This window comes from Pseudomonas sp. BC42 (assembly GCF_021560055.1).
In the GTDB taxonomy this organism is placed as follows: Bacteria; Pseudomonadota; Gammaproteobacteria; order Pseudomonadales; family Pseudomonadaceae; genus Aquipseudomonas.
This window is the reverse complement of record NZ_CP091067.1, coordinates 974,190-988,484: the sequence shown is the minus strand read 5'-3', so window position 1 is coordinate 988,484 and position 14,295 is coordinate 974,190. Positions and strand designations below refer to the sequence as shown.

The 14,295-nt window shown below is 61.0% G+C and carries 9 protein-coding genes and 4 tRNA genes; 5 read left to right on the top strand and 8 right to left on the bottom strand.

The genetic code is table 11. The features are described 5' to 3' along the window. The first annotated feature begins 28 nt into the window (after nt 1-28). Nucleotides 29-1,240, top strand: coding sequence for a M24 family metallopeptidase (locus tag L1O02_RS04635; RefSeq protein ID WP_235759615.1), 1,212 nt, complete (start codon nt 29-31; stop codon nt 1,238-1,240). A 315-nt stretch (nt 1,241-1,555) separates the two neighbouring features. Here the strand turns inward: L1O02_RS04635 and L1O02_RS04630 are convergent, their stop codons facing one another. Beyond that, nucleotides 1,556-2,185 carry a response regulator transcription factor gene (locus L1O02_RS04630; RefSeq protein ID WP_060841148.1) on the bottom strand — a complete coding sequence of 210 codons (630 nt, stop codon included), beginning with the start codon at nt 2,183-2,185 and terminating at the stop codon, nt 1,556-1,558. Nucleotides 2,186-2,504: 319 nt separating this feature from the next. Between L1O02_RS04630 and L1O02_RS04625 the strand changes: the two genes are divergently transcribed. Continuing rightward, on the top strand, nt 2,505-3,680 hold the full coding sequence (locus tag L1O02_RS04625) for an EAL domain-containing response regulator (protein ID WP_060841149.1): 1,176 nt from the start codon (nt 2,505-2,507) through the stop codon (nt 3,678-3,680). Nucleotides 3,681-3,802: 122 nt separating this feature from the next. Further along, nucleotides 3,803-7,453 (top strand): transporter substrate-binding domain-containing protein, encoded by a 3,651-nt coding sequence (locus tag L1O02_RS04620; RefSeq protein ID WP_348636705.1) that lies wholly within the window; start codon nt 3,803-3,805, stop codon nt 7,451-7,453. A 96-nt stretch (nt 7,454-7,549) separates the two neighbouring features. Here L1O02_RS04620 and L1O02_RS04615 read toward each other — a convergent pair. The 7 genes from L1O02_RS04615 to rluD form a co-directional block, all read right to left on the bottom strand. Then, a tRNA-Pro gene (locus tag L1O02_RS04615) sits at nt 7,550-7,626 on the bottom strand. 93 nt (nt 7,627-7,719) lie between these two features. After that, nucleotides 7,720-7,795 (bottom strand) — tRNA-Lys (locus L1O02_RS04610). Nucleotides 7,796-7,800: 5 nt separating this feature from the next. After that, nucleotides 7,801-7,877, bottom strand: a tRNA-Pro gene (locus L1O02_RS04605). Between the two features lie 9 nt (nt 7,878-7,886). After that, nucleotides 7,887-7,962: transfer RNA gene (locus L1O02_RS04600), tRNA-Asn, on the bottom strand. Between the two features lie 295 nt (nt 7,963-8,257). Then, nucleotides 8,258-10,822, bottom strand: coding sequence for an ATP-dependent chaperone ClpB (clpB, locus tag L1O02_RS04595; protein ID WP_060841150.1), 2,565 nt, complete (start codon nt 10,820-10,822; stop codon nt 8,258-8,260). 130 nt (nt 10,823-10,952) lie between these two features. Then, on the bottom strand, nt 10,953-11,678 hold the full coding sequence (gene pgeF, locus L1O02_RS04590) for a peptidoglycan editing factor PgeF (RefSeq protein ID WP_060841151.1): 726 nt from the start codon (nt 11,676-11,678) through the stop codon (nt 10,953-10,955). Continuing rightward, nucleotides 11,675-12,637 carry a 23S rRNA pseudouridine(1911/1915/1917) synthase RluD gene (gene rluD, locus L1O02_RS04585; RefSeq protein WP_016964308.1) on the bottom strand — a complete coding sequence of 321 codons (963 nt, stop codon included), beginning with the start codon at nt 12,635-12,637 and terminating at the stop codon, nt 11,675-11,677. The genes pgeF and rluD overlap by 4 nt, the downstream gene beginning before the upstream one ends. A 150-nt stretch (nt 12,638-12,787) precedes the next feature. On the opposite strand from rluD, the gene L1O02_RS04580 reads away from it, so the two are divergent. Both L1O02_RS04580 and L1O02_RS04575 read left to right on the top strand, forming a co-directional pair. Then, the gene (locus L1O02_RS04580; RefSeq protein ID WP_060841152.1) at nt 12,788-13,810 is read left to right on the top strand and encodes an outer membrane protein assembly factor BamD; all 1,023 of its coding nucleotides are present in this window, start codon (nt 12,788-12,790) and stop codon (nt 13,808-13,810) included. A gap of 127 nt (nt 13,811-13,937) precedes the next feature. After that, entirely contained in the window at nt 13,938-14,171 is a 234-nt protein-coding gene (locus L1O02_RS04575) for a PP0621 family protein (RefSeq protein WP_060841153.1), read from the top strand. Nucleotides 14,172-14,295 lie beyond the last annotated feature (124 nt).

Below are 14,295 nucleotides of genomic sequence, written 5' to 3'. Positions count from 1 at the left end.
ATCGTTCATAGCAGCAAGGACCCATGCCATGCAGATGCCCCAGACGCTTGAGTTGCGCAATGGCGAAAAAGCCCCCTCCACTTTCTCTGCCGCAGAATACGCCCGGCGCCTGAGTGCCCTGCGGACTCACATGGCCCAAGAAGGCCTGGACGCGGTGCTATTCACCTCGTACCACAACATCAACTACTACGCCGATTACCTGTACTGCTCCTTCGGCCGTCAGTACGCACTGGCGGTGACCCAGGAGCGCACGGTGCTGATCAGCGCCAACATCGACGGCGGTCAGCCGGGGCGCCGGGCGATCTGTGACGCTCAAGTGATCTACACCGACTGGCAACGGGGCAACTTCCTCGTCGCGGTCAAACAGGCCCTGCCCCGAGCTTCGCGACTGGGGCTGGAGTTCGATCAGTTGAGCCTGCCCCATTACCGGGCCCTGGCCGAACGTTATCCACAGGCGCAACTGCTGGACATCGCCGGACCCTGCATGAACCTGCGCATGCTCAAGTCCGCCGAGGAACAAGCGCTGATCCGCCAGGGCGCGCGCATCGCCGACATTGGCGGCGCCGCCGCGATCGAGGCGCTGCACGATCAGGTGGCGGAGTACGAAGTGGCGCTGCACGCCACCCAGGCCATGGTGCGGGAAATCGCCCGCACCTTTCCCGCCGCCGAACTGATGGACACCTGGACCTGGTTTCAATCCGGAATCAACACGGACGGCGCCCACAACCCGGTGACGTCGCGCCGGGTCAGGCCGGGGGAGATCCTCAGCCTCAATTGCTTCCCGATGATCGCCGGCTACTACACCGCGCTGGAGCGCACGCTGTTCCTCGGCCACTGTCCCGATGCCCATCTGCGGCTCTGGGAAATCAACGTCAAGGTGCACCAGGCCGGGTTGCAACTGATCAGGCCCGGCGCCCGCTGCAGCGAGATTGCCCGGCAGTTGAACCAGATCTACCTGGAGCACGACCTTCTGCAATACCGCACCTTCGGCTACGGCCACTCGTTCGGCATCCTCAACCACTACTACGGCCGGGAAACCGGCCTGGAGTTTCGCGAGGACGTGGACACCGTGCTGGAGCCGGACATGGTGGTGTCCATGGAACCGATGATCCGGCTGCCTCAGGGCCTGCCTGGTGCCGGCGGCTATCGGGAGCACGACATCCTGATCGTCAATGCCCAGGGGGCGGAAAACATCACCGCTCTGCCCTTTGGGCCAGAGCACAACATCATCGGCGCCTGAACCTGCGCCCCTGGACCGGGGCAACACGGATCACCACCGTGGGCCCGATGCGCCGTCGCGCCTGCAAGCTCCATTGCCCCACCTGGCAGGGTGCTGAGGCACCTGCAACAAGAACCCTCTCAAACACCAGAATGTATCAGTGGCCCATGCAAGATGGGCCACGAAGTTCGGTAGATCGTGCTGTAAACCATCTGGAGAACGATCCCGGGACATCTGAAGTCATGTACAAAGAACGCACTATTGTGTCGCTCGTCTTCAAGGATCGAGACTCAGGCAAACCAGTGAGCAAGCTACAACTGGCCGGCCGGATTCAATTCAGGGAATCAACGCATTGCGCTTGGCAAACTCCGCCAGACTGACTTGTGAACCCAAGCCTAGTTTCTGCAATAAACGGGTTTTGTAAGTACTGACGGTCTTGTTGCTCAAGAACAGTTTTTCACCAATGGCCTTGTTCGAATAACCCTGGGCCAGATACTGCAGCACGATCATTTCCCGATCGGTCAACGAACCTATCTGTTCACTCTCGGTCTGTTGTTCCGCGGCAGGAATGGATACATCCACGGCCAGGGACGGGTAAAAGGTATAGCCGGCCAACACCGCATTAATGGCCACGACCAGATTACTCAGGTCCTCCTCCTTGTTGACGAACCCACGCGCGCCCAACTGAATGCAGCGCCTGCAGAAGCTCTCGACGGACTGCGAGGTCAGCACCAGCACTTCGGTGGATATGCCCAAGGCCTTGATCCGTGACAGCACCTTGAGGCCGTCCAACTTGGGAATGCCGATATCGAGGATCACCACCGCCGGTTCATGTTCACGAACCAGTTCCAGCGCATCCAGTCCATTGTCTGTTTCGGCCACAACCCGCATGTTGTTTTTTTCCAGCAAGACCTTAACGGCGAGCCGGACAACAGGATGATCGTCAACTATCAATACGCTGTGCATGTTGTCACTTCACCTTAAAAACCTGGCCTTGGGGCCGGCCTTGTCGCTCGGAAGATAAACGCAATCGCACCCCGATCAGATGCGACGTTCGTATTTGGGTAACCACTGTTGCCACGGAGGCGTTGCCTGCGCGATGCCCGGTGAATTTCAGACTCCTGACAAACAAGGGACGATACAAGAGGTTAATCACTTCTCCCAAAGGAATCAGACAGTCTGATTTTTCACTAGGAAATTTCTCACCACACGTGGGGATTTGCCTTATGGCTCCCGATCCAGATTGTTAAGCAAGATGCTCGACAAATAATGACGCGAGCCGGAAATGCAACATTTGAATGTTCTGGTTCTGGAAGATGAACCGCTGCAGCGCCTGGTCACCGTGACGGCCTTGAAAAAGGTGATGTCGGGGCAGGTGCATCAGGCCGCCAGCGGCCGCGAGGCCCTGGCGCTGCTGGAGAACAGCGAGAAGATGGACATCGCCATCTGCGACTTGAAGATGTCCGGCATGGACGGCCTGGCCTTCCTGCGTAACGCCAGTCACAGCGGCAAGCTGCACTCGGTCATTCTCTGCAGCCAGATCGATTCGATTTTGCGGCACACTACCGCGTCCATGATCAAGCACCTGGGCTTCAACTTCCTGGGTGACCTGGGCAAGCCCTTCGATCTGGAGCGGCTGACCACTTTGCTCAAACGCTATCCGTCCCAGCGTCCCGGACTGGTCAGGCCGCTGGAACAATCCAGGCTACCGGCCCTGAAGGATGTCCTTCGAGGCCTGGACAACGGTGAATTCGAACCCTATTACCAGCCCAAGGTCGCCCTCGAAGACGCGTCTCTACTGGGGGTGGAAGTTCTGGCTCGCTGGAACCACCCCCAGCTAGGCGTCCTGCCGCCCTCGCACTTTCTGTGCCTCATGGAACACCACCACCTGCTGGACCGCCTGTTCTGGCAACTGCTCGATCAAGGCCTGGCCCTGCGTCGCAAACTGGCGGAGAAAGGAACCGCCCTGGGATTTTCCTTCAACCTGCACCCCTCGCAACTGACGTCCCAGACCCTGACCGAATCCATTGCCTCGTTGCTCACGCTGTTTCAGGTGCCGTGCGCCTGCATCACTTTCGAGATCACGGAGAGCAGTCTGGTCAGCGCTCCCGCCATCAGTCTGGAAAACCTGGTGCGCCTGCGAGTGATGGGTTGCGGCCTGGCCATGGACGATTTCGGCGCCGGCTACGCCAGCCTGGATCGCCTGTGTGAACTGCCCTTCAGTCAGATCAAGCTCGATGGAGCCTTCGTGCGCAAGATGGGGCACCAACCCAGGAGCAATGCGGTCATCAGCTACACCGTGGCACTGGCTCGCTCGCTGGGCATGTCATTGATCATCGAAGGGGTGGAAACCCGCGAGCAGCAGGAGCGCTTGCTGGCACTGGGGTGCGAGACCGCCCAGGGTTTTCTGTTCGCGCGGCCCATGCCGGAAAATCATTTCATCGCCTATTGCAGCCGCTAGCCCCTCATGACGGCCGTTCAAGGTGGCGACCCATGACCCTGCTTCATGTACCGTCCGCCCGGCGCGCCTTGCGCTACGACTCCCGGCTCAAGCCCTCCTGCCCTCCTACTTTCGACGCGATCATGCATTCACGATTTATCTGGCTGTTTTTCTGCTTGGCGCTCACCGCTGTGCAACCGGCAGCGGCCGAGCCCCCGACATTGCCCAATACCCTGCACAGCACGGTTCACCTCGATCACCACGATCTGGCCCTGGAGGATGAAGACTGGCATTGGCTGCGTCACAAGTCGGAGTTGAAAATCGGCGCCGTCGCCACCGAGTCGGCACCGTTCAATGTCAGCTACAACGACAACTACTACGAAGGCATTTCCGCCGACGTCAGCGCCCTGATCGGGCAGATGCTCGGGATACGCATCAAGGTCGTGCCGTTTGCCACCCGGGACGCCGCCTTGCAGGCCTTGCAGACGGCCAACATCGATCTGCTGGGCAGCTACAGTTCCGCGCCAGCCACTGCCGACAGCATCAGGTTCAGCCGCCCCTTCGCCGAGGGTCGCCTGGCGCTGTTCAGGCGCAACGACGACCTGAAGCCTGTGTCCGCCAACCTGGCCGGGCTGCGGGTAGCCGTCCCTCAGGAGCACAGCGCCGAACTGCTGTCACGCTTTCCGCTCGCCCACGCGATGATCTACCCCAACCCCGACGAAGCCATCGCCGCGGCGGCCTTCGGCCATGCCGATCTGTACCTGGACGACGTGCTCAGTGCCTACTTCCGCATCAACCGCGCCTACTACAGCTACCTCAAGTTCGAACGTTTCGCTGCGTTTTCCGAAGGTGGCTATGGCTTTGCCCTCAAAGAGGACAACCAGCGCCTGCTGCGCATCGTCGACCAGTGCATCGAAGCCATTGGCCGGGAAAAACTCACCAGCCTCAGTCGCCGCTGGGTCGGCAGCGGCTTCATTCCCTCGGACGAGAAGGTGGTGCTGACGCCGGAGGAGTCGCGCTGGATCGCCCGCAATCCGGTGGTCCGCCTGGTGATCAACGATGACCTGGCACCCGTGGCCTTTTTCGACGCCAACGGCATTTTCTCCGGAGTCACCGCCGAACTGCTGGAGCTGATTGCCCAACGTACCGGCCTGCGTTTCCAGGTGACCGCCCGCAACGGCGGCTACCCGGAACAGATTGAAGCCCTGCGTAAATCGGAAGCGGACCTGGCCATCATGACCGCCAGCGCACAACGCGAGAACAATCTGCGCTTCACCCGGCCCTTTCTCAGCAGCCCCTTCGTCCTCGTCACCCAAACCGACAAGAACGGCAAGGCACTGCTCGCCGGAGCACTGATCGGCAAGCGCCTGGCCATACCGAGCGGCCATGTCACGCTGCAACAGGTGCGCGAGCTCTATCCGCAAACCCGGATAATCGAAGCCGGTGCCTCGCTGGATGCCATGAACAAGGTCTATGAAGGCGCTGCCGATGCTGCGGTGGTGTCCCTACCGGCCTCGCGTTACTACATTGTCCGTCTGTTTCAGAACCGCCTGGCCGTCTCCGACCTGATTCACACCACCCAGGCCACTGCCAACTTTGCCTTGCGCCGCAGCGACCCGGAGCTGCAGTCCATCCTCGACAAGGCCCTGCTCAGCCTCCCGGCGGACGACCTGAACGCCATCGCCAGCCACTGGCGCTCGCCCCCGGGGATGAGCAGCCAAACCTGGCGCGACTACGCCTTGATGATCGCCGAGATCATCGCCGGGGCCTCACTGCTGCTCCTGCTGTCACTGGCCTGGGTCTTCTACCTGCGTCGCCGGGTCAAGGCCGAGCAAACCCTCAACGACCAATTGCGCTTTATCGAAACGCTGGCGGAAAACATGCCGCCTGCGCTTTATATCCGCGATGTCGACGGCAACATGCTGTCCTGCAACCGCAGTTACCTGGAGAGCGTCGGGCTCAGCGCCGAAGAGGTGCTGAACCGCACCGTGCAGCAACTGCCGCCCGAGCACTTCGCGGCGCAACCCGATCTGCATCAGAACTACCTGCAGGCAATCAACGACGGCCAGACCATCACATCGGTCTATGCGGTGAAGCTGCAGGGCAAGGAGGTCTGGATCGAACACTGGATTCAGCCATTCAAGGATGCCAATGGCGTCACCAAGGGCGTGATCTGCGGCTGGCTGGACATCACCAAGCATCGGCATCTGGTCCAGGAGCTGAAGGAAGCCAAGAACCTCGCGGACGAGGCCAGCCGGGCCAAGACCACGTTCCTGGCCACCATGAGCCATGAGATCCGCACGCCGATGAACGCGATCATCGGCATTCTGGAGCTGGCGCTCAAACGCGCCGACAGCGACCGGATCGAACGCTCCAGCATTGAAATTGCCTACAGCTCGGCGCACAGCCTGCTGGAGCTGATCGGCGACATTCTGGATATCGCCCGTATCGAGTCGGGGCGCCTGAGTCTCTCGCCCAAACGGGCCAATCTGCGCGAACTGGTGGAGTCGGTGGCGCGGGTGTTCGAAGGACTGGCCCGGCAGAAATGCCTGAGCCTGATCCTCGAGATCGATTCCAGCATCAACGGTGACGTACTGGTGGACGGCCTGCGTTTCAAGCAGATCCTGTCCAATCTGGTGAGCAACGCCATCAAATTCACCGAGGCCGGGTTTATCAAGGTGAGCATCAGCGGCGATCTGCTGGACCACGCAGTGCTGCGGGTACGGCTCTGTGTCGAGGACTCGGGGATCGGCATCTCGCCCTGCAGCCAGCAGCATCTGTTCCAGCCTTTTGCCCAGGTGGAACGCAATGTGCAGAACATCGAAGGCACAGGCCTGGGCCTGGTGATCTGCCGTTCCCTGTGCGAAATGATGGGGGGCCAGGTATCGATGAGCAGCGCTGTGGGACACGGCACCCGAGTGAATGTGGAGTTGCGTCTGCAGACACTGGAGCGCGTGGCCGCAGCCGAGCGCCTGCCGCCGGTCAACAAGCGTCACATGTACCGCTTGCAGATCCTGGTGGTGGACGATCATCCGGTGAACCGCCAGGTCCTGCAGCAGCAACTGTGCTTCCTCGGACATGACGTGTTCGAGGCGGAAAACGGTCTGGAGGCCCTGCACATCTGGCGTGAGCAGGACTTCGACGTGATCATCACCGACTGCCACATGCCCATCATGAACGGGGCCGAGATGACCCGGGCGATTCGCCAGGATGAACGGGACAATGCCGCGGAGCCGATGATGATCATCGGCCTGACCGCTGACGCTCAGCAGGAGGAGGTGGAACGCTGCATCCAGGCGGGAATGAACGACTGCCTGATCAAGCCCATCAGCCTGGACGAGCTGGAAGAACGCCTGCTGGCCATGGGGCAGGCCGATGAGGGCGAGCAGGAAAGCCTCGCCAGTTCGAAGCCCGCCAGCCCCCGCTCCTCCCGGGTATTCGATCTGGAGTCCTTGCACACCCTGGTGGGCAGCGAGCCGACGATGCTGCACCACATTCTCAGTGAGTTGCTGAGCAACAATCGCATGGACATGCAGAGCCTCGACACCTTGCTCCAGGAACAGGCCACCGTGGAACTGGCAGAGCTGGCGCACCGCATCAAGGGCGCTGCGCGAGTGGTCAAGGGCGAACAATTGGTCGAGAGCTGTCGCCAGCTGGAAGACGCCTGCCTAAGCCCGGAGCTGGCTCTGGAGACGGTCAGGGAGTGCGTAGAGCAGGTGAAACAGGCAATCGTGACCCTGGAGCGGCGTCTGCTGGAACAGCGCAGGGTCTGGGAGGCGTTGCCCGTCGAATGAGCACAAGGGGCGTAGCATGGCTTGCCGCCCCGGGGCACGACATTTTTGCAGACAAACGAAAAAGGGCACCTCAAGAGGTGCCCTTCTTCGTGAATATGGTCGGGGTAGGGGGATTCGAACTCCCGACATCCTGCTCCCAAAGCAGGCGCGCTACCGGACTGCGCTATACCCCGGTAAAAAAAAGGCACCTTTAAAAGGCGCCTTCTGCGAACAGAGCTTTTGGCGTCTGATCTTAAGATTCGATTCCAGCGAACTGGTCTCAAAAATGGTGGGTCGTGTGGGATTCGAACCTACGACCAATTGGTTAAAAGCCAACTGCTCTACCAACTGAGCTAACGACCCAAAAATGGTCGGGGTAAGGGGATTCGAACTCCTGACATCCTGCTCCCAAAGCAGGCGCGCTACCGGACTGCGCTATACCCCGGTTTGAAATTGGCTCCGTGACCAGGACTCGAACCTGGGACCCAATGATTAACAGTCATTTGCTCTACCGACTGAGCTATCACGGAACTACATATTTCAAGTTACAACTTTTACTTCATCCTCTTCGGCTTGTCCGTATCGCTACGTTCATGCCTCTGAGGCGCGCTATTTTACAATCTTCAAACTACCTGTCAACCCCTTAAATTGCTTTTAAGACAATGATTTGCGACTTCATTGCCGGTTTCTTCTACATCAGAAAAAACCTAGGGGGGTGACTGACTGCGGGGCGCACTTTACAAGCCTTTTCCTTACAGTTCAACACCCTAGTGAAAAAAAAGGCCTCGCCAGGCGAGGCCTTTTTACTCAGCGGCCACCCAAGGTTCAGGCAAAGACGATTTCGTCGTCCTGCACCGAGGCGGTAACTGTTGCGCCCGGCAAGAAACCACCGGACAGGATCAACTGGGCCAACGGGTTCTCGATCCAGCGCTGAATGGCCCGCTTCAACGGCCGCGCGCCATACACCGGGTCGTAACCCACGGCGATCAGCTTGTCCAAGGCTTCGTCGCTCAGCACCAGGCTCAGCTCGCGCTCCGCCAGACGGCTGCGCAGGCGCCCCAGCTGGATCTGCGTGATGCCCGCGATCTGATCCCGCGCCAGAGGCTCGAAGATCACCACTTCGTCGACACGGTTGATGAATTCCGGCCGGAAGTGAGTGGACACCGCATCCATCACCGCTGCCCGTTGTGCTTCACGGTCCCCCACCAGTTCCTGGATCTGTGCCGAGCCCAGGTTGGAGGTCATGACGATCACCGTGTTGCGAAAGTCCACAGTACGTCCGTGGCTGTCCGTCAGGCGACCATCTTCGAGCACCTGCAGCAGGATGTTGAACACATCCGGGTGCGCCTTCTCGACTTCGTCCAGCAGGATCACCGAGTACGGCTTGCGACGCACGGCTTCGGTCAGATAGCCGCCCTCTTCGTAACCGACATAGCCCGGTGGCGCACCGATCAGGCGAGCCACGGAATGTTTCTCCATGAACTCGGACATGTCGATCCGCACCATGGCCTCTTCGGTGTCGAAGAGAAATTCCGCCAGGGCCTTGCACAGTTCGGTCTTGCCGACCCCGGTTGGGCCGAGAAACATGAACGAGCCGCTGGGACGGTTCGGATCGGACAACCCGGCCCGAGAGCGGCGTACCGCGTTGGATACCGCCACCACGGCCTCGTTCTGGCCGATCACCCGCTGATGCAGCAGGCTTTCCATCTTCAACAGCTTGTCCCGCTCGCCTTCGAGCATTTTCGACACCGGGATGCCGGTCCACTTGGACACCACTTCGGCAATTTCTTCCTCGGTGACCTTGCTGCGCAGCAACTGATTCTCACTGTGGCCGTGCTGATCGACCATCTGCAGGCTGCGCTCCAGATCCGGGATCACCCCGTACTGCAGTTCGGCCATGCGATTGAGGTCGCCTTTACGTCGGGCCGCTTCCAGTTCCTGACGCGACTGCTCGATCTTCTGCTGAATCTGTGCGGAACCCTGCACTTCGGCTTTCTCCGAGGTCCAGACTTCTTCCAGGTCAGCGTATTCACGCTCCAGGCGGACGATCTCTTCCTGGAGTTTTTCCAGGCGCTTGATCGCGGCCTCATCGTCTTCTTTCTTCAGGGCCTGGGATTCAACCTTGAGCTGAATCAGGCGCCGCTCCAGGCGATCCAGCACTTCCGGCTTGGAGTCGATCTCCATGCGGATGCGGCTGGCGGCCTCGTCGATCAGGTCGATGGCCTTGTCCGGCAGTTGCCGGTCAGTGATGTAACGATGGCTGAGCTTGGCCGCGGCGATGATCGCACCGTCAGTGATCGCCACCTTGTGGTGCACCTCGTAGCGCTCTTTCAGGCCACGCAGGATAGCGATGGTGTCTTCCTCGCTCGGCTCGTCCACCAGCACTTTCTGGAAGCGCCGTTCGAGGGCCGCATCCTTCTCTATATATTGGCGGTACTCGTTGAGCGTGGTGGCACCCACGCAGTGCAGCTCACCACGGGCCAACGCCGGCTTGAGCATGTTGCCCGCATCCATGGAGCCTTCGCCCTTGCCCGCGCCGACCATGGTATGCAGCTCGTCGATGAACAGAATGATCTGGCCTTCCTGCTTCGACAGCTCATTGAGCAGGGATTTCAGGCGCTCTTCGAACTCGCCACGGTACTTGGCACCGGCAATCAGGGCCCCCATGTCCAGGGACAGCAGGCGCTTGCCTTTCAGGCCATCGGGCACCTCACCATTGATGATCCGCTGGGCCAGGCCTTCGGCGATGGCCGTCTTGCCCACGCCGGGCTCACCGATCAGCACCGGGTTGTTCTTGGTACGACGCTGCAGCACCTGGATGGTCCGGCGAATTTCATCGTCACGGCCAATCACCGGATCGAGCTTGCCTTCCTCCGCGCGCTTGGTCAGGTCAACGGTGTATTTATCCAGGGCCTGACGCGACTCCTCGACGTTGGCGTCATTTACCGCCTCGCCGCCGCGCAGGTTGTTGATGGCGTTCTCCAGAGCCTTCTTGCTCACGCCCTGGCCCAGCAGCAGTTTGCCGAGCTTGCTGTTTTCATCCATGGCCGCCAGCAGCACCAGTTCACTGGAAATGAACTGATCGCCTTTCTGCTGCGCCAGGCGATCGGCCTGGTTGAGCAGGCGCGCCAGATCCTGGGACATGTTGACGTCGCCAGTGGGGTTCTGGATTTTCGGCAGTTTATCGAGCTCTTTGCTCAGTTCCTTGCGCAGGCTGTTGACGTCGAAGCCCACTTGCATCAGCAAGGGCTTGATCGAACCGCCCTGCTGTTCAAGCAGCGCCTGCATCAGGTGCGCTGGCTCGATGGCCGGATGATCCAGGCCAACCGCCAGAGATTGAGAATCGGATAAGGCCAGCTGAAGCTTGCTGGTTAATCGGTCTATACGCATTAGTCACCTTCCTTTTGAGCAGGCCGGAGCGATGGACACACCTAAATAGAGAAACCTGCCAGATGTTTCTCTAGATGCGGTCGATTCTGGGAGATTCAAGCGCCAGCAGCTTGACGCAAGTCAGATGAGTCTAGCGCTCTAGCCAGATAAGGGAGGCAAAACGTCCGGTACGCGGGCTGCGTCGGTAAGAAAAGAAGCGTGGGTCGGTCACGGTGCAGTAGCCGCCACCATAGACCGCCGTTACCCCCCGAGCCGCCAGGCGCAGGCGCGCCAGCTGGTAGATGTCGGCCATGAAGCGGCCGGCATTGACGCTTGGTACAAAGGCTTGCTCGGTAGCAGCCAACTGGCTGACGAAGGCTTCGCGCACTTCAGCCCCGACCTCAAAACGCTCCGGGCCAATGGCCGGCCCCAGCCATACCAGCACTTCGGCGGGTGCAGCATCCAGGCTGTCGAGGGTGGCTTCCAGCACACCGGCCGCCAGCCCGCGCCAACCGGCATGAGCCGCCGCAACCCGGGTTCCGCTTCGGTTGCAGAACAGCGCCGGCAGACAATCGGCAGTCATCACCGCACAGGCGATGCCCGGAGTCGCCGACCAACTGGCATCGGCCGTTGCCACCACCGACGGATCAGCGTGGGCCACGGCAATCCCGTGCACCTGTTGCAACCAGGCCGGAGCAATGTCGAAACGCTCGGTCAGGCGCCGTCGGTTTTCGGCCACCGCTTCAGGTTGGTCTTCAACGTGATCGCCCAGATTCAGGCTGTCGAACGGCGCCAGGCTGACGCCGCCGCTGCGGGTGGTGACACAGGCTCTGACCCCGGCCGGCGCGGGCCAGTCAGGCAGCAGCCAGTCACTCATCCGACGAACGCCTCACGGTCTTGCTTGAGCAGCGACAACAGCCAGACGAAGTCATCCGGCAATGGCGACTCCCAGCTCATGCGTTCACCGGTGGTCGGATGATCCAGTTCCAGGAAACGGGCATGCAGGGCCTGGCGCGGGAAGTTTTTCAGCGACTCGACCATGGTCTGGCTGGCCGCCGGCGGAATGCGGAAACGACCGCCATAGGCCGGGTCGCCCACCAACGGGAAGTTGATATGGGCCATGTGCACCCGGATCTGGTGGGTACGACCGGTCTCCAGCTTGACCCGCACGTGGGTGTGGGAACGGAAACGCTCCAGTACCCGATAGTGGCTGACGGCCTGCTTGCCGCCTTCCATCACCGCCATACGCTGACGCTGCTGGCCGTGACGACCGATGGGCGCGTTGATCTTGCCCCCGGCGGTGACCACACCGATCACGATGCATTCATAGATGCGGCTGACGCTGCGGCTCTGCAACTGGGCCACCAGCTGGGTCTGGGCCTGGATGGTCTTGGCCACCACCATCAGACCGGTGGTGTCCTTGTCCAGGCGGTGGACGATACCGGCCCGAGGCACATTGATAATGTCGGGAACGTGATGCAGCAAGGCGTTGAGCAAGGTGCCATCAGCATGGCCGGCAGCCGGGTGCACCACCAGGCCCGCGGGCTTGTTGATCACCAGGATGTCGTCGTCCTCATAGACGATGTCCAGCTCGATGTCCTGGGCGATCCACTCGCCCTGGGCCTCCTGCTCGGCGGTCAGCTCGAGTACGGCACCGCCGTGCACGATGTCCCGCGGGCGGATCACCGCTCCGTCCACAGTCAGGCGGCCGTCTTTGATCCAGGCGGAAAGGCGCGAGCGCGAATGCTCAGCGAATAGTTGGGCGGCGACTTGATCGAGGCGTTGACCGCCCAGTTCGGACGGCACCTCTGCGCGAAGTTCAATTTTATCGGACATGCTCGGACTGGGCGTCGGCACAGCCTTTGGTTTCGGCTGCGCGCTTGTGGTTAAATACGGCGTCTTTTGCCCCGAGGCTTTCAACGGGGCGCTCATCATAACAGGACGGCCCCGCCCAAGACAGCGGCCGTCATAGGGACGCAAGCCGCCATGCAAGTGAAACACCTGCTGCTGATCGCCATCCTCGCACTGACCGCTGCTTGCTCATCGAAGGAAGTCGTTGACGAAAACCTGAGCGAAGTCGAGTTGTACCAGCAGGCGCAGACCGACCTGGACAACCACAGCTATACCAGCGCCACAGCCAAGCTCAAGGCCCTGGAATCGCGCTATCCCTTTGGTCGCTACGCCGATCAGGCACAGCTCGAGCTGATCTACGCCAACTACAAGAATGCCGAGCCGGAAGCCGCCAAGTCCGCTGCCGAGCGCTTCATTCGCCTGCATCCCCAGCACCCGAACGTGGACTACGCCTACTACCTCAAGGGCCTGACCTCCTTCGACCAGGACGTCGGCCTGCTGGCGCGCTTCCTGCCACTGGACATGACCAAGCGTGACCCGGGTGCCGCCCGCGACTCCTACAACGAGTTCGCCCAGCTCACCAGCCGCTTCCCCAACAGCCGCTACGCCCCGGACGCCAAGCAGCGCATGATCTACCTGCGCAACCTGCTGGCCGCCTACGAAATCCACGTGGCCGACTACTACCTGACCCGCCAGGCCTACGTCGCCGCCGCCAACCGTGGCCGCTACGTAGTGGAAAACTTCCAGGAAACCCCTTCCGTGGGTGACGGCCTGGCGGTGATGACCGAGGCCTACCAGCGCCTGCACCTGGACGAGCTGGCTGCAACCAGCCTGGAAACCCTGAAGCTCAACTACCCGAATCACCCAAGCCTGGTGGACGGCCAGTTCGTACCGCGCGTGGCGGAAGCCGACAACCGTTCGTGGCTGAGCAAGGCCACCCTGGGCCTGATCGAGTCTCGCCCACCGCTGCCGCCGGGAGAAACCCGCGCCAACCAGGACGTGATGAAGCAGTACCAGGACGCCAAGGACGCGATCCCATCGGAGCTCAAGCCCAAAGACAGCAACGGCGATGCGATCGAGGAAGAAAAGCACGAGGCCGCCGGCAACAACAGCGACCGTTCCTGGTTCAGCTACATGACCTTCGGCGTGTTCGACTGACAGCCAGCGCAGCAAATAAAGGGAGACTTCAAGTCTCCCTTTTTCATGCCTGACACTTCTTGGGCCTGTGCGCCTGCCAGGCGCTTGGCTAAACTGCCGCCTCTCTCCCCCCACAAAGCGGGTCACCATGCTTCGTCTACTGTTCTGGATCGCCCTGATTGCCGCTGCGGTATGGTTCTGGCGCAAGTTCAAGCGCCCCGCGGCCACACCCCGCAGCCCCCACGAACCGGCCACTACACCAATGGTGCGCTGTGCCCACTGCGGCGTGCACCTGCCTCAGGATCGGGCGCTGAGCCTGTCGCAACAGTGGTACTGCAGCCAGGCACATCTGGAGCAAGGCCCTGGCCGCCAGGACCGCTGACAGCTGCGACATGGGCTCAAGCGCGTAGCCATTCCCGACACGCGCACCTTGAGCCCTTGCGTCAGCACCGAAAGCCCTTGCTTTCCCCTCGCCCTGCCAGCCCCGGACTCGGGGCGCCAACCCA